At 71.6% G+C, this 17,700-nt stretch carries 13 protein-coding genes and 1 pseudogene; 6 read left to right on the top strand and 8 right to left on the bottom strand.

Annotation, left to right across the window (positions count from 1 at the left end):
• Positions 1 to 14: 14 nt before the first annotated feature.
• The 6 genes from ACHMXE_RS39130 to ACHMXE_RS39105 all read right to left on the bottom strand — a co-directional run bounded on the left by ACHMXE_RS39130 (position 15) and on the right by ACHMXE_RS39105 (position 9,080).
• Positions 15 to 2,096 carry a primosomal protein N' gene (locus ACHMXE_RS39130; protein ID WP_395352996.1) on the bottom strand — a complete coding sequence of 694 codons (2,082 nt, stop codon included), beginning with the start codon at positions 2,094 to 2,096 and terminating at the stop codon, positions 15 to 17.
• 510 nt (positions 2,097 to 2,606) lie between these two features.
• A complete protein-coding gene (gene hemE, locus ACHMXE_RS39125; protein ID WP_395349014.1) occupies positions 2,607 to 3,722 on the bottom strand; it encodes a uroporphyrinogen decarboxylase in 1,116 nt (371 codons plus the stop codon).
• A 35-nt stretch (positions 3,723 to 3,757) separates the two neighbouring features.
• A complete protein-coding gene (locus ACHMXE_RS39120) occupies positions 3,758 to 5,074 on the bottom strand; it encodes an MFS transporter (RefSeq protein ID WP_209542433.1) in 1,317 nt (438 codons plus the stop codon).
• Between the two features lie 165 nt (positions 5,075 to 5,239).
• A complete protein-coding gene (locus tag ACHMXE_RS39115; RefSeq protein ID WP_281081071.1) occupies positions 5,240 to 5,944 on the bottom strand; it encodes a redoxin domain-containing protein in 705 nt (234 codons plus the stop codon).
• A 95-nt stretch (positions 5,945 to 6,039) separates the two neighbouring features.
• A complete protein-coding gene (locus tag ACHMXE_RS39110; RefSeq protein ID WP_395349013.1) occupies positions 6,040 to 8,280 on the bottom strand; it encodes a protein-disulfide reductase DsbD family protein in 2,241 nt (746 codons plus the stop codon).
• Between the two features lie 44 nt (positions 8,281 to 8,324).
• Complete coding sequence (locus ACHMXE_RS39105; protein WP_395349012.1) at positions 8,325 to 9,080, bottom strand: alanyl-tRNA editing protein; 756 nt, start codon at positions 9,078 to 9,080, stop codon at positions 8,325 to 8,327.
• A 143-nt stretch (positions 9,081 to 9,223) separates the two neighbouring features.
• Between ACHMXE_RS39105 and ACHMXE_RS39100 the strand changes: the two genes are divergently transcribed.
• Positions 9,224 to 10,594 (top strand): PQQ-dependent sugar dehydrogenase, encoded by a 1,371-nt coding sequence (locus ACHMXE_RS39100; protein ID WP_395349011.1) that lies wholly within the window; start codon positions 9,224 to 9,226, stop codon positions 10,592 to 10,594.
• Between the two features lie 6 nt (positions 10,595 to 10,600).
• Here the strand turns inward: ACHMXE_RS39100 and ACHMXE_RS39095 are convergent, their stop codons facing one another.
• Positions 10,601 to 11,626 carry a LacI family DNA-binding transcriptional regulator gene (locus ACHMXE_RS39095; RefSeq protein ID WP_395349010.1) on the bottom strand — a complete coding sequence of 342 codons (1,026 nt, stop codon included), beginning with the start codon at positions 11,624 to 11,626 and terminating at the stop codon, positions 10,601 to 10,603.
• 148 nt (positions 11,627 to 11,774) lie between these two features.
• Here ACHMXE_RS39095 and ACHMXE_RS39090 point away from each other — a divergent pair, with 148 nt between their 5' ends.
• The 4 genes and pseudogenes from ACHMXE_RS39090 to ACHMXE_RS39075 all read left to right on the top strand — a co-directional run bounded on the left by ACHMXE_RS39090 (position 11,775) and on the right by ACHMXE_RS39075 (position 15,278).
• The gene (locus ACHMXE_RS39090) at positions 11,775 to 13,127 is read left to right on the top strand and encodes a uracil-xanthine permease family protein (protein WP_395349009.1); all 1,353 of its coding nucleotides are present in this window, start codon (positions 11,775 to 11,777) and stop codon (positions 13,125 to 13,127) included.
• A gap of 39 nt (positions 13,128 to 13,166) precedes the next feature.
• Positions 13,167 to 14,051 (top strand): annotated as a pseudogene (locus ACHMXE_RS39085) (amidohydrolase family protein); the annotation flags it as partial.
• Positions 14,052 to 14,139: 88 nt separating this feature from the next.
• On the top strand, positions 14,140 to 14,568 hold the full coding sequence (locus ACHMXE_RS39080) for an amidohydrolase family protein (protein WP_395352994.1): 429 nt from the start codon (positions 14,140 to 14,142) through the stop codon (positions 14,566 to 14,568).
• The gene (locus ACHMXE_RS39075; RefSeq protein ID WP_296795525.1) at positions 14,565 to 15,278 is read left to right on the top strand and encodes a sulfite exporter TauE/SafE family protein; all 714 of its coding nucleotides are present in this window, start codon (positions 14,565 to 14,567) and stop codon (positions 15,276 to 15,278) included. The genes ACHMXE_RS39080 and ACHMXE_RS39075 overlap by 4 nt, the downstream gene beginning before the upstream one ends.
• Before the next feature lie 2 nt (positions 15,279 to 15,280).
• On the opposite strand, the gene ACHMXE_RS39070 is transcribed toward ACHMXE_RS39075, so the two are convergent.
• Entirely contained in the window at positions 15,281 to 15,853 is a 573-nt protein-coding gene (locus ACHMXE_RS39070) for a GNAT family N-acetyltransferase (RefSeq protein WP_395349008.1), read from the bottom strand.
• 99 nt (positions 15,854 to 15,952) lie between these two features.
• Here ACHMXE_RS39070 and ACHMXE_RS39065 point away from each other — a divergent pair, with 99 nt between their 5' ends.
• A complete protein-coding gene (locus ACHMXE_RS39065; RefSeq protein WP_395349007.1) occupies positions 15,953 to 17,695 on the top strand; it encodes a chloride channel protein in 1,743 nt (580 codons plus the stop codon).
• The last annotated feature ends 5 nt before the right edge of the window (positions 17,696 to 17,700 follow it).

Below are 17,700 nucleotides of genomic sequence, written 5' to 3'. Positions count from 1 at the left end.
CATGGCGACGAGGTTCAGATCCCCTGCGGATCGACGTCGATCAGCCAGCGGATCACGCCCTTGCCCTCGGGCGTGCGCCGCAACGCATGCAGCTGCGGCTGCCACAGCGCGAGCATGCGCTGCAGCGCGGCGCGCGAATGGCTCTCCAGCAGCATCTGCGCGCGCTCCACGTTGGCCACGCGCTGGATCGCCAGCGGCACCGCCGGATAGCGCATCACCTGCGCCGCCCCCTCGAGTCCATCGGCCGCGGCGCTCGCCGCGTTGAGGAAGGCCTGCGCCGCCTCCTGCGTGCGCGCATCGGCGCGCACCAGCGCCTGGTAGGCGAAGGGCGGCATCGCGGCGGCCTGCCGCTCCTCGAGCTGCTGCGCCGCGAAGGCCGGGTAGTCGTGCCGGCGCAGCGCCTGGAACAGCGGATGTTCCGCGTGGTGCGTCTGGATCCACATCTCGGCCGTGCTGCCCTGCGTGGCCAAGTAGGCGGCATCGCGGCCCGCGCGGCCGGCCGACTGCATCAGCAGGCTGAACAGCCGCTCGGGCGCGCGGAAGTCGCTCGAGAACAGCGCGCCGTCGGGGTTCACCGCGGCCACCAGCGTGATGCGGCGGAAGTCGTGGCCCTTGGCGATCATCTGCGTGCCGACCAGCACGTCGACCTCGCCCGCGTGCACGGCCGCGAGCTGCGATTCGAGCGCGCCCTGCTTCTTCGTGCTGTCGGCGTCGATGCGCGCGATGCTCACCGCGCTGCCGTCGGGCCGCTTCACGGCCGAGAACAGTTCGGCCAGGTGCTCCTCGAGCCGCTCGGTGCCGCGGCCCACGGGCGCGATGTCGAGGTTGCCGCAGACCGGGCAGGCGCGCGGCACGCGTTCGGTGTGGCCGCAGTGGTGGCAACGCAGCGTGCGGTCGATCTTGTGGAACACGCGGTAGGCGCTGCAGTGCGGGCATTCGCTCTTCCAGCCGCAGTCGCCGCAGGCCAGCACCGGCGCATAGCCGCGCCGGTTGAGGAAGATCATGCTCTGCTCGCCGCGCGCGATGCGCTGGCCGATGGCGTCGAGCAGCTTGGCCGAGAGCACGGTCTTCGCGGGCTGCAGCGTCATGTCGACCAGCCGCACCGTGGGCAGCTCGCCCGCGCCGATACGCGAGGGCATGGCCAGCCGCACGTAACGCCCGCCGGGGTCGCCGTCGGCGGGCGGGCGGCTCTGGTGCCAGCTCTCGAGCGAGGGCGTGGCCGAGCCCAGGATCACCTTGGCCTTCTCGCGGTGGCCGCGCCACACGGCGAGGTCGCGCGCCGAATAGCGCGCGCCTTCCTGCTGCTTGTAGCTCGGGTCGTGCTCCTCGTCGACCACGATCAGCGCCAGGCCCGGCATCGAGGCGAACACCGCCATGCGCGTGCCCAGCACGATGCGCGCGGCGCCCGCATGCGCGGCCAGCCAGCTCGCGAGGCGCTGCGGGTTGGTCATGCCGCTGTGCAGCGATACCACCGCCTGCGCGCCGAAGCGCGCCTTGAAGCGGGCCTCGAGCTGCGGCGTGAGGTTGATCTCGGGCACCATCACCAGCGCCTGGGCCTCGGGCGAGCGCGCCAGCAGCGCGGCCACGCAGCGCAGGTAGACCTCGGTCTTGCCGCTGCCGGTGCTGCCGGCCAGCAGGAACGGGCCGTCCTCGGCCTCGATGCGCGCCAGCGCGGCCGCCTGCTCGGGGCTGGGCTCGACCGGGGAGGGCGTGCCGGTGTCGGCCGCGGCCTCGTCGTCGGCTCCCTTGCGCTTGAGCCGGCGCGCGAGCTGCACCGTGCTCAGGTCGCGCAGCTGCGGCGGCAGCGCCGCCAGCGCGATCTCGCCGATCGAGCGCTGGTAGTAGCGCCCGGCGAAGGCCACCAGGTCGCGCCAGGCCGGGCCCAGCGGCGCGAGCGCATCGAGCGCGGCGGCCACCGGCTTGAGCGCCAGGTCGGGCGCGGCCAGTTCCTCGGCCGTGCGCGCCTCGGCATGCCAGACCACCCCGAGCACCTCGCGCCGGCCCAGCGGCACCCGCACCAGCGTGCCGGCCGGCAGTGGCGCGTCGCCGCCATAGCTCAGCACGTCGCCCAGCGCGCTGTGCGCGGGCGTCTGCACCGCCACGTCGATGCGCCAGGGAAACGCGGCGCCGGACGTTCCCGGAGTGCCGTTCGTCGGCTCGCCGAGCAGGTCTTCGCTGGGAATGGGGCGGGTTGGGATGGTGTCCTCGTTGGCAGGGTTTGTTAAAGCAGTGTTGAGCAAAGTCACTTAAGTCGTTGATTTTTCAGTGCTTTGCGACCCGTCCAGAGTTTCTGTGGATAACTTTGTTGAAAACCGGGCTGGACTCGCCGCCAAGCCTTGAAAATCAAGGCTCCGGCTGGAATGCCCGCAAAAAGGGCAAAGTTCAAACTCCATATAAATCAACGACTTAGCTTCGCTATTGCTTTGGTAGCGGGGCCGCACCCGCCTAACGCAATCTTGCGCAGTGCAACACGCGTTTTGTGCATAAGTCGGTCGCCGAAGCCCGTTTTGGGCCTTGACAAAGCCGCCGCGCCGCACTCTGGCCATCTTCTTTTCCACATCCGCCCTGCGGACGTGGCGGCCGCGGCCGGCGGCGCGCCGGCCGTGTCAGGCGGACTGCCGCAACTGGCGCGATTGCGCGTGCACCGCCTGCACCAGCGCCGACACGTGCTCGGGCGGCGTGAACTGGCTGATGCCGTGGCCGAGGTTGAAGATGTGGGTCGGCCCGGCCGTCGCGCGGTCGGCGTGCGGCGCGCCGAAGGCCTGCAGCACCTTCGCCACCTCGGCCTCGATGCGCGCGGGCGGCGCGAACAGCACGTTGGGGTCGATGTTGCCCTGCAGCGCCTTGGCCTGGCCGTCGTCGCCCTCGGCCACGCGGCGGCGCGCGGCGCCGAGGTTCACGGTCCAGTCCACGCCCAGCACCTGGCAGTCGAGCGCGCGCATGTCCTCGAGCCAGAGCCCGCCGCCCTTGGTGAAGACGATGCGCGGCACCGGCTGGCCGTCGGGGCCGTGGCGCTTGAGGCCGGCGAGCACGCGCGCGGTATAGGCCAGGCTGAATTCCTGGAACGCGCCGTCGGCCAGCACGCCGCCCCAGCTGTCGAACACCATCACGGCCTGCGCGCCGGCGTCGATCTGGGCGTTGAGGTAGGCGGCCACGGCGTCGGCATTGATCGCGAGCACGCGGTGCATCAGGTCGGGGCGGCCGTAGAGCATGCCCTTCACGAGCCGGTAGTCGCTCGAGCCCGCGCCCTCGACCATGTAGCAGGCCAGGGTCCACGGGCTGCCCGAGAAGCCGATCAGCGGCACGCGGCCATCGAGCGCCTTGCGGATCGAGGCCACGGCGTCGAAGACGTAGCGCAGCTTGTCCATGTCGGGCACCTCGAGCGCGGCCACGGCGGCTTCGTCGCGCAGCGGGCGCGCGAAACGCGGACCCTCGCCGGCCTCGAACGAGAGGCCCAGGCCCATCGCGTCGGGCACGGTGAGGATGTCGGAGAACAGGATCGCCGCGTCGAGCGGATAGCGCGCCAGCGGCTGCAGCGTGACCTCGGTCGCGTAGTCGACGTTGGTGGCCAGTCCCATGAAGCTGCCGGCCCGCGCGCGGGTGGCGACGTACTCGGGCAGGTAGCGGCCGGCCTGGCGCATCAGCCAGACGGGCGTGTGGTCGGTGGCCTGGCGCCAGCAGGCTCGCAGGAAGGTGTCGTTTTGCAGGGGGGCGAAGGGCATCGGGCGATTGTCGCAGGGCCCCCGCCGTGACGGCGTCAGACCGCCGGCACGCGCCGCGCGTCGGCCGGATTCACGTTGCGCCGGTAGAGCACCAGCGTCGCCACCAGCCCGCAGACCGCGGCCGCCGTCATCCACAGGCCCGGCGCGCCCTTGTCGCCGGTCATCTCGATCAGGCCGGTGGCCACGGCCGGCGTGAAGCCGCCGAACAGCGCGGTCGCGAGGCTGTAGGCCAGCGAGAAGCCGGCGGTGCGCACGCTGACGGGCATCACCTCGGTCAGCGCGACCACCATCGCGCCGTTGTAGCTCGCGTAGAGGAACGAGAGCCACAGCTCGACCTCGAGCATGCGCGCGAAGCTCGGCGCGCCGACCAGCCACTTGAGCGAGGGGTAGGCCGTGAGGATGGTCAGCACGGTGAACGCGATCAACAGCGGCTTGCGGCCCACGCGGTCCGACAGCGCGCCCATGATCGGCAGCCAGATGAAGTTGGAGACCGCCACGCACAGCGTGACGACCAGCGCGTCGGTGGTGCTCAGGTGCAGCACGGCCTTGCCGAAGGTCGGCGTGTAGACCGTGATCAGGTAGAAGGACACGGTGGTCATCGACACCAGCATCATCCCGGCGATGACCAGGCCCCAGTTGGCGACCATCGAGCGGAAGATCTCGCGCGCGTCGGGGCGGTGCTTGCGCGCCATGAATTCCTCGGTCTCCTGCAGCGAGCGGCGGATCACGAACAGCACCGGCACGATCAGGCAGCCGACGAAGAAGGGCACGCGCCAGTAGAAGTCGCCGATCTCCTGCGCGCTGAAAGTCACGTTGAGCCAGTAGCCGAGCGCGGCCGCCACCACGATGGCGACCTGCTGGCTGGCCGACTGCCAGCTCACGTAGAAGCCCTTGCGGCCCGGCGTGGCCATCTCCGACAGGTAGACCGACACGCCGCCGAGTTCCACGCCGGCCGAGAAGCCCTGCAGCAGCCGCCCGATCAGCACCAGCAGCGGCGCCGCGAAGCCGATGGTGGCGTAGGAGGGCACGCAGGCGATCAGCAGCGTGCCCAGCGCCATCAGCGCGAGCGTGACGATCAGGCCCTTGCGGCGGCCCACGCGGTCGACGTAGGCGCCGAGGAAGATCGCGCCCAGCGGCCGCATCAGGAAGCCGGCGCCGAAGGTCATGAAGGTCAGCATCAGCGAGGCGAACTCGTCGCCGGCCGGGAAGAAGGCCTTCGAGATCTGCGTGGCGTAGAAGCCGAACAGGAAGAAGTCGAACATCTCCATGAAGTTGCCGCCGGTCACGCGCAGGACGGTGGCGAACTTGGAACTGGAGGCGGTGCTGGCCGCGCCTTTGGACGCTGTGGTCATGTGTGGAGTCCCCTGGGTTGTGCGTGCGCGATGTGTGCACCCCCGAGGGTAGGAAGCCTTGCCCGACGGCAAGCTGACGCGCGTGGTCAGGTACCTGTCAAAGCCGGCCCCAAAGAAAAGAGGCGCCGCGGCGCCTCTTGCTGGATGACGGGCCCGGGGACGGGCTCAGGTCTTGTACTTGATCGAGCAGCCGTAGGGCCGCGTGCTGGCCGCCGTGATCGGCTTGTTGCCGAAGGCCTCGCCGAGTGCCTGGTTCACGTAGTTGACGGCGGTCTTGATGTCGTCCACGCGTGCCGAGGCGATGGAGTCGATGCCGCCCGCGTACACCAGCGTGCCCTTGGGGTCGATGATGAAGATGTGCGGCGTGGTGCGCGCGCCGTAGGCCTGGCCGATCATGCCGTCCTCGTCCATCAGCACCGCCGTGGGCGCGGCCGATTGCGACTTCATCCAGTCGGCCAGCGCGGCCGGCTTCAGGTAGTCGCTGGCGGCGCGCTCGGTGGAGTTGATGGCCAGCCAGACCACGCCCTTGTCGGTGGCGGCCTTCTGGGTGGCGGGCATGTTGCCGCTGCCGTAGTGCTTGCGCACGAAGGGGCAGCCGGGGTTGGTCCATTCGAGCACCACGAACTTGCCCGCGAAGTCGGACAGCTTGTGCTTGGCACCGCTGGTGTCGACGGCGACGAAGTCGGGCGCCTGCTGGCCCACGGCGGGCGCGGCGACGGCGTTGTTGCTCACGAGGAAGGTGGCGCCCAGCGCGACGGCGGCGGCCATGACGGCACGGCGCGAGGCACGGCTGAGGGCGGCGCGGGCTCGGCGCGCGGCGCGCACCGAGCGCGAGTCGGGGCGCAGCTCGGTGGAGGGGGGAAGGGACATGGGCTGATCGAACTCCATGGGAATATTTCCGAATGACGGCGACAGCTTAGAGCGGTTTTTTCATGTGCCTGTGACAACCCATGCCGCAGCCGTGGTCAAAGTGCCGCGAGCGCCGCGCGGACCTCGTCCTTGCCGAGGATCTCGGTCAGCACCACGGGCGGCTTGCCCGGGGCCTGCAGCACGTAGACCGGCACGCCGCTGCGGCCGAGCGCGGTCAGCGCGGCGGTGATCGCGGGATCGCGGCGGGTCCAGTCGGCGCGCAGCATCGCGACCTTCTTGTCGTCGAAGGCGGCCAAGAGCTCGGTGTCGGACAGCGTGGTCTTCTTGTTGTATTGGCAGGTCACGCACCAGGCGGCGGTGAAATCGATGAACACCGGGCGGCCGTCGCCGGCCAGCTCGGCCACGCGCTCGGCCGACCAGGGCTGCCAGCGGGCTTCCTTCGAGCCCGGGGCGCCCGCGAGCTTCGCGGGCTCGATGGTGGTCAGCACGTTGCGGCCGATGGCGCTGGTGAGCACCACGGTGAAGCCGATCAGCACGGTGGCGATCACCAGCCGCGAGCGGCCGCGCAGCGTGAGCGCCCAGACGATCGCCGACAGGCACACCAGCAGCGCCAGCAGGGTGCCGGCGCCGTCGATGCCGGTCTGCTGGCCCAGCACCCAGACCAGCCAGGCGACGGTGGCGAACATCGGGAAGGCCAGCAGCTTGCGCAGCGTGCTGATCCACGGGCCGGGCTTGGGCAGCAGCCAGGCGATGGCCGGCACGAAGCCCGCCACCAGGTAGGGCAGCGCGAGGCCGAAGCCCAGCGCCGCGAACAGCAGCAGCGCCTGGCCGGCCGGCAGGCCGATCGCGAAGCCCAGCGAGGCGCCCATGAACGGCGCGGTGCAGGGCGAGGCGATGACCACCGCGAGCACGCCCGAGAGGAAGTCGTTGGCGATGGGGTGCTTGGCCTGCGCGCTGCACACCGACGAGGGCACGGTGCGCATGAACTCGAACACGCCCACCAGGTTCAGGCCGATCAGCGTGAACAGCGCGGCCAGCACCGCCACCACCGCGGGCGACTGCAGCTGGAAGCCCCAGCCCAGGCCGGCGCCGGCCGCGCGCAGCGCGAGCATGGCGCCGCCGAGCGCGAGGAAGGACAGGATCACGCCGGCCGTGTAGGCCAGCCCGGCCTGCCGGTGCGCGCTGCGGTTGCCGGCCTGGCGCGCGAAGCCCAGCACCTTGATCGCGAGGATCGGGAACACGCAGGGCATGAGGTTGAGCAGCAGGCCGCCCAGGAAGGCGCCGAGCAGCGCGGCCAGCAGCGTGCCCATGGGCTGGGGCGCGATCTCGTTCGAGGCGGCGGCGGTCTTCACGGCATCGGCCGCGTTGGCCGCCAGTGCCGCCTGCAGCGCGGGCGAGACCTGGGCCGCGGGCGCGGCGGCCGCCGCGGGCCAGCTGCCGCTCACGGGCGGCTCGGCGCGCCAGGCGATCGGCTGGCCGGGCTGGCGGTCGGCCTCGGCCAGCGCCACCACCACCGGCATCGCCGTGGGGCTCGCGCTGCGCTGCTCGGCCAGCGGCAGCGTGGCGGTCCAGGTGCCGCCCTGCCAGGATTGGGTCCAGTCCTTGCCGGAGACGGCCGCGGTGCGGATCACCTCGGGGGTCTCGGGGAAGAAGGCCAGCGTCTTGCCCTGGGCGGCGGCCGGCAGGCCCTCGAGGCGCACCTGCAGGTTGTTGCCCTGCACCTCGATCGCGCCCGGCGCGGCGAGCTGCGCCGGCTGCGCGGCCTGGGCGGCGTCGAACTCGGCCTTGTGCAGCGCGGTCGAGCCCTGCACCGGCAGCGCCAGCGAGAACTCGCCTTCCTCGGGAATGCATTCCTTGCGGCAGACCAGCCACGAGGCCTTGAGCCGCACCTGGAGTTCGGCCGGCCCGCCGGCGCCCGTGAGGGCCAGCGGCGGCTTGAAGGTGCTCGCCACCTCGAGCGGCACCGGCAGCAGCACCGTGTTCTCGTAGCCGTAGTTGGCGAGGTTGCCGACCGGGATCTTCTTCGGCACCGGCCAGGCGATGTCGCCGGCGGCCACGCCGGGTGGCAAGGTCCAGCTGAGCTCGGTGGGCAGGCCGGAGTCGCCGGCGTTCTTCCAGTAGGTGTGCCACTCGGGCTGGTGCGCGATCTGCAGGCCGACCCAGACCGGCGCGCCGGGCGTCACGCCGTCGGGCGCGTGCGCCACCAGTTCGGCGCGCACATGCGGGGTGGTCACGACCGCGCCCGCCTTGGCTGGAGTCAATTGGGCCAGAGCCGGCATCCAGGCTGCGGATGCTGCTATGAGAAGCGTAGCGAATCGGAGGCGCGTGAAGGTCATGCCGACAGTCGGAGCGTTCAGGGGAGGCGAAGTTCCGGGCGGGATCAGGCGGCGGCGGCCCAGCCCAGCACCACGCGCCGGCTGTTGGCGCTCTTCTTCTCGATCTTGGTGACCACCACGGCGCCGATCTCGGCGGTGTTGGCCACGTGCGTGCCGCCGCAGGGCTGGAAGTCGATCTGCGCCTCGCCCTCGCCGCCGATGCGGATGGTGCGCACCGTGCCCGTGCCGCGCGGCGGCTGCACGCTCATGCTCTTGACCAGCGCCGGGTTGGCGTCGAGCTCGGCGTCGGTGATGGCGCCCACGGTCAGGGGATGGGCCGCGCCCACCAGCGCCGCGAGTCCCTGGGTCAGCGCTTCCTTGTCGAGCGGGTCGGTCATGTGGAAGTCGAGCCGCGCGTAGTCGGGCGTGATCGAGCAGCCGTTGACCGGCTGCGGCACCAGGTGGCAGAGCAGGTGGGTGGCGGTGTGGAAGCGCATCAGCCGGTGGCGGCGCTCCCAGTCGATGGTCGCGGTGACGGTGTCGCCGGGCTTCAGCGCGGCCAGCAGGGCCTCCTGGCCCGGCGCGGGCACGTGCACGATCTCGTCGGTGGCGCGGCCCTCGGCGTCCTTGCCCTTGCGCGTGTCGGCGATCGCGATCTCGCCGCCGCCGGCCAGCGCCAGCACGCCGCTGTCTCCGGCCTGTCCGCCGCCCAGTGGGTAGAACACGCTGCGGTCCAGCACGATGCCGGTCTCGTCGATGCGCTCGACGCGCGCTTCGCAGGAGCGCAGATAGGCGTCGGCACGGAACAGGTCGTGGGTCATCCCGGCGATGGTAGCGGCGATGCGCGAACGGGGTGCGCCCACGCCGGAAAGCGCCCACGACCGACAGCCCCGGGGCCGCCGCCCGCTCGAAGATCGCTTGATGCGCGGCGTCCGGCCGCGCCGCAACGCATGAAGGATGGCGCATGAAGACACGGCAGCAAGCACCCACCCCCAAGATGGCCGCGGCCTTGCTGGCGGCGGTCCTGGTCCCGCTGGTGCTGGCGGGCTGCGGCGAGGCGGCCAAGCTCACGCCCGAACTGACCACCGGCCCGCGGCCGCAGCTGGTCGAGCCCAACAAGACCCTGATCCCCACCGTCAACGTCGCGCCCGTGGTCGGCTGGAACGACACCGCCGCGCCCACGCCGGCCGACGGCCTCAAGGTGGCGGCGCTGGCGCGCGGGCTCGACCATCCGCGCTGGGTCTACACCCTGCCCAACGGCGACGTGCTGGTGGCCGAGAGCAACAAGCCGCCCAAGCCCGAGGGCACGACCGACGGCGGCAGCGGCCTGATGGCCAAGGCGCGCAACTTCGTGATGAACAAGCTGATGGCGCGCGCCGGCGCCGGCGTGCCCAGCGCCAACCGCATCACCCTGCTGCGCGATGCCGACGGCGACGGCGCGGCCGAGGTCAAGCAGGTGTTCCTCTCCAGCCTCACCTCGCCCTACGGCATGGCCTTGGTGGGCAACGAGCTCTTCATCGCCAACGCCGATGCGCTCGTGAAGGTGCCCTACACCGAGGGCCAGACCTCCATCGATGCCAAGCCCACCGTGGTGACTGCGCTGCCCGCGGGCATCAACCACCACTGGACCAAGAACGTGATCGCCAACGCCGACGGCAGCAAGCTCTACGTGACCGTGGGTTCGAACAGCAACATCGGCGAGAACGGCCTTGCAGCCGAGGAGGGCCGCGCCGCCATCTGGGAGGTCGACACCAAGAGCGGCGAGAAGCGCCTGTTCGCGAGCGGCCTGCGCAACCCCAACGGCCTGGGCTGGGACCCCGACACCCAGGCGCTGTGGACCGTGGTCAACGAGCGCGACGAGATCGGCAGCGACCTCGTGCCCGACTACCTGACCTCGGTGAAGGACGGCGCCTTCTACGGCTGGCCCTGGAGCTATTACGGCGGCGTGGTCGACGTGCGCGTGCAGCCGCAGAACCCCGAGATGGTGGCCAAGTCGATCGCGCCCGACTACGCGCTGGGCTCGCACGTCGCGCCGCTGGGTCTCGCGTTCTCGCGCCCGGGCGGCATGCCCGAGCAGTTCGCCAGCGGCGTCTTCATCGGCGAGCACGGCTCGTGGAACCGCAAGCCCAAGTCGGGCTACAAAGTGGTGTTCGTGCCCTTCATCGGCGGCAAGCCCAGCGGCCCGCCGGTCGACGTGCTCACGGGCTTCCTCGATGCCCAGGAGAAGGCCCAGGGCCGGCCGGTGGGCGTGGCGCTCGACAAGAGCGGCGCGCTGCTGGTGGCCGACGACGTGGGCAACGTCGTGTGGCGGGTGTCGCGCGCGAAGCAAAACTGAAGAAGCTCAGCCGCGCACCGACGAGGGCCGCGCCACCAACTGCGCGGCCGGGCCCTCGACCCGGTGGCGCGAGACGTCGCCGCGCAGGTGGTCGAACAGCAGCGCGATCGCCTGCTGCGCCACCTCCTCCAGGTGCAGGTCGACCGCGGTGAGCGGCGGCACGCTGGTGCGCGCGCGCAGGCCGTCGTAGCGGGTCGCGACCATCACGTCGTCGGGCACGCGGCGCCCGCTCTGGACGATCGCGGCCAGCGCGCCGGCCGCGAAGGCATCGACCGGCACGCAGAAGGCGTCGATGCCGGGATGGGCCGCGAGCAGCGCCTGCGCCGCCTCGTGGCCGCCGGCCTCGCCGCGCACCTCCTCGACCAGCGACAGCAGCGGCGGCTGGCCGCGCGCGGCCATCGCTTCCTCATAGGCCGTGCGCGCCTCGAGGTAGGAGTTGCGCTGCGCCGCGCCCAGGATCATCGCGACCTGGCGCGCGCCCTGGGCGTGCAGGTGCTCGAGCAGCAGCCGCGTGGTGCGGCCCGAATGGATGTCGACATAGGGCGGCATCACCGGCCCCTCGGCCGGCTTGCCGATGGCCACCACCGGCAGGCCGCGACGCAGCAGGTTCGCGAGGTTGGGGTCGCCGGCCGAAGGCTCGATGACCAGCGCGCCGTCGACGTCGAGCAGCTCCATCGGCACCAGGCCGTTCTCCATCGCGGGCGCCAGCACCAGCGCGAGGCCGCGGTCGAGCGCCGCCGCCGCGGCCACCGCCGCCACCTCCATCAGGAAGCCCAGCCGCGAGGGCCCGCCCGCCACCGCGAGCGGCATCGAGGACAGAAGGGCGATCATGTGCGCCTGCCCGGTGCGCAGCCGCTGCGCATTGCGGTTCGGCCGGTAGCCCAGCTTGGCGGCCGCGCGCTCGACGCGCGCGCGGGTCTCGGCATCGACCTGCCCGCGCGCGTTCAGGGCGTGCGACACGGTGGTCGGCGACACGCCGGCCTCGCGCGCCACGTCCTTGATGTTCGCCCGTGGCGTTCGCTCGGTGTTCATCCCGTATTGACCTTCCACGAAAGCGGTGCTTCAATTCCCAAATCGTTTTGGGCGTCTGCCCGGAATGTACTTCACCCGCTGCGGCGGATTTTTTTGCCAGTGCGCCCAAATCGATTTCGGGCGCGGACCGATCCAAGGAAAAACGATCATGTCCCGTGCGAACGAGGTTGCGCCCGTCGATGCCGTGCTGCCCTTTTCCCAATTGCTGCTGTTCGGCCTGCAGCATGTGCTGGTGATGGCCGCGGTGCCGATCACCTCGGTGTTCCTGGTGGCCAAGGCGCTGGGCCTGTCGGCCGCGCTCACCGTCAACCTGATCAGCGCCACCTTCCTGCTGTGCGGGCTCGGCACCCTGCTGCAGTCTTTCGGGCCGTGGAAGTTCGGCGCGCGGCTGCCCTTCGTGATGGTGCCGGGCGGCGCGCCGATCGTGATGTTCGTGACCATCGCCCAGCAGCGCGACCTGCAGACCGCCTCGGGCGCGGTGATCCTCACGGCGCTGTTCTATTTCCTGATCCTGCCGGTGTTCGCGCGCTGCCTGCGCTTCTTCCCGAAGATCGTCATCGGCACGCTGCTGCTGCTGGTGTCGATCAACCTGGTGAAGGTCTACGGCGGCATCATCGCCGGCAAGGCCGGCACGCCGACCTTCGGCGACCCGGTGAACATCGGGCTGGCGCTCGCCACCATCGGCTTCACGCTGCTGTTCGCGCGCCTGTTCAAGGGCATGCTGGGCCAGCTCGCGGTGCTGCTGGGCCTGCTCGCCGGCACGCTCTTGGCGGCCGCCTTCGGGCTGATGGACTTCTCGCCCGTGGCCGCCGGCCCGGTGTGGAGCACCCCGACCCTGCTGCCCTTCGGCCTGCCGCATTTCGACCTCGTGGCCGCGGTGCCGCTCCTGATCTTCAGCGTGATCTCGATGGTCGAGGCCACGGGGCAGACGGTGGCCGTGGCCGAGGTGGTGGGCCGGTCCATCGACCCGCGCGACGCGGTGCCGCGCACCGTGCGCGGCGATGCGCTGGTGTCGCTGCTCGGCGGCCTGTTCGGCACCTCGATGATCATCACCAGCGGCGAGAACATCGGCATCGTGCGCGCCACCAACGTGCGCTCGCGCTACGTGACGGCCATGGCCGGCGCGATCCTGGTGCTGATCGCGCTGTCGGCGCCGCTGGGCCGGCTCGCCAGCGCGATTCCCGTCGCCGTGGTGGGCGGCACCGCGATGGTGGTGTTCGCGATCATCGGCACCATGGGCATCGACATGCTGCGCCGCACCGACCTGCACGAGCGCGGCAACATGTTCGTGCTGGCGGGCGCGCTGACCATGGGCCTGCTGCCGATCCTGGTGCCCGGGCTCTACAGCCGCTTTCCCGACACGCTGCAGCTGGTGCTGGGCAACGGCCTCGCGATGGGCTCGATCACCGCGGTGGTGCTCAACCTGCTGTTCAACCGGCCACTGGCCGAACGCGCGGCGCCCCTGCCGTCGGCGGTGCCGCCGCCGGTCTCGCCGCAGTGAGCTTTTCCTTTCTCTTCTTCTTTTCTCCCGGATCCAGACATGTCCCCTGACCACGAGGCCGCGCCCTTCGCGGCCCGCGAGCTGCTGCTCGTGCCCGACCACCTGATGCTGCGCGACGGCCCGGCCACCGGCCACGCCGTGCACATCGCCGACGGCCGCTTCGCCGATATCGGCCCCGCCGAGCTGCTGGCCGCGCGGCATCCGCAACTGGTGCCGCAGCGCCTGCCGGGCCGGCTGCTGATGCCCGGCATGATCGACGCGCACCACCATCTCACGCAGTCCTTCGGCAAGTCGCTGGCCTACGGCGAGCCGTCCGAGATCTTCCGGCGCGTGTGGGTGCCGCTCGAATCCAGCCTCGACGACGAGTTCGTCTACCTCGCGACCAAGCTCGCGGCGCTCGAGTCGCTGCGCGGCGGCTTCACCACCGTGTGCGACGCCGGCACCCGCGCACCGGGCGACATCGGCGCGATGGCGCGCGCGCTGCACGAGACCGGCCTGCGCTGCGTGCTCGGGCTGATCTGCAACGACGGCGGCAACGAGAGCAGCGATGCCGAGCGCCGCGCGCTGAAGGCGCAGGCAGAACGCTTCCTCGCGCGCTGGCAGGGCGATGCGCTGGTGCATCCCTCGCTCGCGATCTCGGTGCCCGAGGCGGCCTCCGACGAGATGCTGACGACCGTCTCCGCGCTGTGCGCCGAGGCCGGCACCGTGTTCCAGACCCACGTCAACGAGCACCTGGCTTCGGTCGAGCGCTCGGTGGTCGCGCGCGGCCGGCGTCCGCTGGAACTGCTCGCGCAGCTGGGCGCGCTCGGCCCGCAGGTGCTGATCGCGCACGGCACGCTGGTGACGCCACCGGAACTCATGCTGCTGCGCGACACCGACACCGCCGTCAGCTACAACCCGGTCGCGAGCCAGTGGAAGGGCAACGCGGTGGCGCCGGCCCATCTCATGGCCGCGCTGGGCATCCGCTTCGGCCTGGGGCACCGATGCCACGCGCAGCGACGGCTTCCGCCTGATGGATACGGCCGAGGCCGCGCAGAAGATCGCCTTCGGCCTGGCCGTGGGCGATGCCTCCAGCGGCGGCGGCTGGACCTGGTTCGACCATGCGACGCACGAGGGCGCGCGCGCCGCGGGCCTGGGCGCGCGTACCGGCGAGATCGCCGTGGGCAAGGCCGCCGATTTCCTGCTGGTGGACGTCGACACGCCCGAGATGTGCACCTCGGTCGACCTGACCTGGGACCTGGTGCGCCTGGGCAACCGCGACCAGGTCGAGGCGGTGTTCGTAGCCGGCCAACTGCGGCTGTGGAAGGGCTGGCCCACCGACTGGGACGCACGCGCGCTGCAGCGGCAGCTCTCGCGCACCGCCCAGGCCGCGATCGCGCGCGCGCCGATCGTGCGGCTGCATCCCACGGCCGCCGAGCACCGGCGGCAGGTCGCCCGATGAGCGCGCAGCATCTCGTGCTGATGTCGCTGGCCGTGCTGGTGGCCGCCTTCGTGCAGGGCGCGACCGGCGTCGGCTTCGCGCTCATCGCCGCGCCGGTGATCGGCCTCGTGCGCCCCGAGCTGCTGCCGGTGTGCGTGCTGGTGCTGATGCTGCCGCTGAACCTCTACGTGGCCTGGCGCGAGCGCGGCGCGATCGACGGCACCGGCGCGCGCTGGATCACCGGCGGGCGCGTCGCGGGCACCGCGGGCGGCCTGTGGGTGCTCGCTGCGCTCAGCGCGGGCCAGCTCTCGCTGTTCGTCGGCGCCTCGACCGTCGCGGCCGCGCTGGTCACGCTGCTGATGCCGGCCTTCTCGCCGGGGCGCGGCGCCTTCGTCGGCGCCGGGCTGGTCACGGGCATCACCGAGACCGCCACCGGCATCGGCGGCCCGCCGCTGGCGCTGGTCTACCAGCACCAGCCGGCGCCCACCATGCGCTCGACCATCGCGCTGTGTTTCCTGCTCGGCGAGCTGGTCTCGCTGGCCGTGCTGCTGGCCACCGGCCGCGTCGGCCTGCCGCAGCTGCAGGCCGCGGCGCTGCTGCTGCCGGCGCTGGTCGTGGGCGCGGTGCTCAGCCGCCTCGTTCATCGCCGCGTGAACGGGCGGCTGCTGCGCATCTTCGTGCAGCTGTTCGCGATCGTCTCGGGGCTGGTGCTGCTGGTGAAGGCCTTCTGACCTCAGGCGCCTCGTTGCGCCTGCCAGGCCGCGCGGTCGAGCCGGTAGAGGCAATGGCGGCGCAGCGGATGGCCCTCGGCCAGCAGCGGATGGTCGAACGCGCCGGCCGGGTCCTCGCGCATGCCCAGGCGCTGCATCACCGCGCTCGAGCGCCGGTTGGGCAGCGCGGTGAAGGACACGATCTCGTCCAGCCCGAGCCGCTCGAAGCCCACGGCCAACGAGGCGCGCGCCGCCTCGCTCGCGAGGCCCTGGCCCCACCACTGGCGCGCGAGCCGCCAGCCGATCTCCACGCAAGGCGAGAAGGGCAGGGGATAGGCCGGCGCATTGAGGCCGGTGAAGCCGATCAGCTCGCCCGACTCCTTGTGCTCGGCGGCCCAGAAGCCCCAGCCGTTCTGCGCGATGCGCTCGACGAAGCGCGCGACCAGCGCGTCGCTCTCCGCGCGCGACAGCGTGGCGGGAAAGAACTCCATCACCTTTGGATCGGCGACCAGCGCGGCGAAGGGCGCGAGGTCGCTCTCGCGCCACTGGCGCAGGCGGAGACGGGGCGTTTCGGGTTCGATGAGCGTGCGGTCCATCGGGCGATTCTGGCGCAGGGGCAGGGCGGCGCCGATCGCCCATTTATGTCACGGAGTGATATTTTGCGCGCTTTCGCGCCACCGGCTTCCGGCCCCTCCATGTCCACTTCCACCCATCGCCGCGGCGACTTCGCGCTCGACGCGCGCCTGCTGCGCATCGCCACCCTGGCCGCCATCATCGGCGCCGCGAGCACCGTGGCCGCGCGCGTGCTGCTCGACCTGATCCGCTTCTTCACCAACCTGTTCTTCTTCCAGAGCTTCTCGCTGGCCGACCGCTCGCCGGCGGGCCACACGATGGGCGCCTGGGTGATCGCGGTGCCGGTGGTCGGCGGGCTGGTGATCGGGCTGATCGCGCGCTACGGCTCCGAGAAGATCCGCGGCCACGGCATTCCCGAGGCCATCGAGGCGATCCTGTTCGGCCGCAGCAAGATGTCGCCGAAGGTCGCCGTGCTCAAGCCGCTGTCCTCGGGCATCGCTATCGGCAGCGGCGGGCCCTTCGGCGCCGAGGGGCCGATCATCATGACCGGCGGCGCCATCGGCTCGCTGATCGCTCAGCACTTCCACCTGTCGGCGGCCGAGCGCAAGGCGCTGCTGGTGGCCGGCGCCACCGCGGGCATGACGGCGGTGTTCGGCACGCCGGTGGCCGCGGTGCTGCTGGCGGTCGAGCTGCTGCTGTTCGAGCTGCGTCCGCGCAGCCTGCTGCCGGTGGCGATCGCCTGCGCGGTCGCGGGCTTCACGCGGCCGCTGCTGATGGAGGCCGGGCCGCTGTTCCCGTTGCAGACCGCGGCGCCGGGCCCGCTCGCGCTGCTGTCGTGCGTGGTGGCCGGACTGCTGTGCGGCGCGCTCTCGGCCAGCCTCTCGCTGTCGCTCTACAAGGTCGAGGACCTGTTCGGCAAGCTGCCGCTGCACTGGATGTGGTGGCCGGCGCTCGGCGGCCTCGCGGTGGGCATCGGCGGTTATTTCGAGCCGCGCGCGCTCGGCGTGGGCTACGACGTGATCGGCGACCTGCTGCACAACCAGCTGGCCTGGCAGGCGGTGCTGGCGCTGATCGCGGTCAAGGCGATCATCTGGGTGATCGCGCTCGGCTCGGGCACCTCGGGCGGCGTGCTGGCGCCGCTCCTGATGATGGGCGCGGCGCTCGGCGCGGTGCTCTCGCACCTGCTGCCGGGCGGCGACCCGATGCTGTGGCCGCTGGTCTGCATGGCCGCCACGCTCGGCGGCACCATGCGCGCGCCGCTGATGGCCACCGTGTTCGCCTTCGGGCTCACGCACGACAGCAATGCGCTGCTGCCGCTGCTCGCCACCTCGGCCACCGCCTACGGCTTCACCGTGCTCACCATGCGGCGTTCGATCCTCACCGAGAAGATCGCGCGCCGCGGCCATCACATCTACCGCGAGTACGGCATCGATCCGCTCGAGCGCCAGTTCGTGGAAGAGGTGATGACGCACGAGGTGCGCAGCATCGACGCCGCCCTGCCGGTGGCCGAGGCGCTGGCCGTGTACTTCGGCGAAGGGCAGGCGCACCGCGCCTTCCCGGTGCTGCGCGGGCGCGAGGTGATCGGCGTCGCCGACCGTGCCGTGCTCGCCGCCTGGAGCAACGGCACCGTCGGCGATGCCGTGGCCGGCACGCCGCCGGTGGTCGCGCTGCCCGGCGAGAACTGCCGCGCGGTCGCTACGCGGCTCGCGCGCCACGGCCTCGAGCGGCTGCCGGTGGTGCGCGATGCCGATTCGCGCCTGCTGGTCGGCATCGTGGCGCGCAGCGACCTCATCAAGCCCTCGCTCGCGCACTTCCACGAGGAAGAGCAGCGCGAGCGGGTGCGCAGCCTGCGATGGAGAAGCTGAGCTTC

The organism is Variovorax sp. UC122_21, assembly GCF_044056785.1.
GTDB lineage: Bacteria > Pseudomonadota > Gammaproteobacteria > Burkholderiales > Burkholderiaceae_C > Variovorax.
This window is presented reverse-complemented; position numbering and strand designations above follow the sequence as displayed.

Coding starts and splice junctions, on each gene's coding strand:
- hemE (WP_395349014.1), bottom strand. CDS start 3,722: ATGCCCTTCGCCCCCCTGCAAAACGACACCTTCCTGCGAGCCTGCTGG.
- ACHMXE_RS39120 (WP_209542433.1), bottom strand. CDS start 5,074: ATGACCACAGCGTCCAAAGGCGCGGCCAGCACCGCCTCCAGTTCCAAG.
- ACHMXE_RS39115 (WP_281081071.1), bottom strand. CDS start 5,944: ATGTCCCTTCCCCCCTCCACCGAGCTGCGCCCCGACTCGCGCTCGGTG.
- ACHMXE_RS39110 (WP_395349013.1), bottom strand. CDS start 8,280: ATGACCTTCACGCGCCTCCGATTCGCTACGCTTCTCATAGCAGCATCC.
- ACHMXE_RS39105 (WP_395349012.1), bottom strand. CDS start 9,080: ATGACCCACGACCTGTTCCGTGCCGACGCCTATCTGCGCTCCTGCGAA.
- ACHMXE_RS39100 (WP_395349011.1), top strand. CDS start 9,224: ATGAAGACACGGCAGCAAGCACCCACCCCCAAGATGGCCGCGGCCTTG.
- ACHMXE_RS39095 (WP_395349010.1), bottom strand. CDS start 11,626: ATGAACACCGAGCGAACGCCACGGGCGAACATCAAGGACGTGGCGCGC.
- ACHMXE_RS39090 (WP_395349009.1), top strand. CDS start 11,775: ATGTCCCGTGCGAACGAGGTTGCGCCCGTCGATGCCGTGCTGCCCTTT.
- ACHMXE_RS39080 (WP_395352994.1), top strand. CDS start 14,140: ATGGATACGGCCGAGGCCGCGCAGAAGATCGCCTTCGGCCTGGCCGTG.
- ACHMXE_RS39075 (WP_296795525.1), top strand. CDS start 14,565: ATGAGCGCGCAGCATCTCGTGCTGATGTCGCTGGCCGTGCTGGTGGCC.
- ACHMXE_RS39070 (WP_395349008.1), bottom strand. CDS start 15,853: ATGGACCGCACGCTCATCGAACCCGAAACGCCCCGTCTCCGCCTGCGC.
- ACHMXE_RS39065 (WP_395349007.1), top strand. CDS start 15,953: ATGTCCACTTCCACCCATCGCCGCGGCGACTTCGCGCTCGACGCGCGC.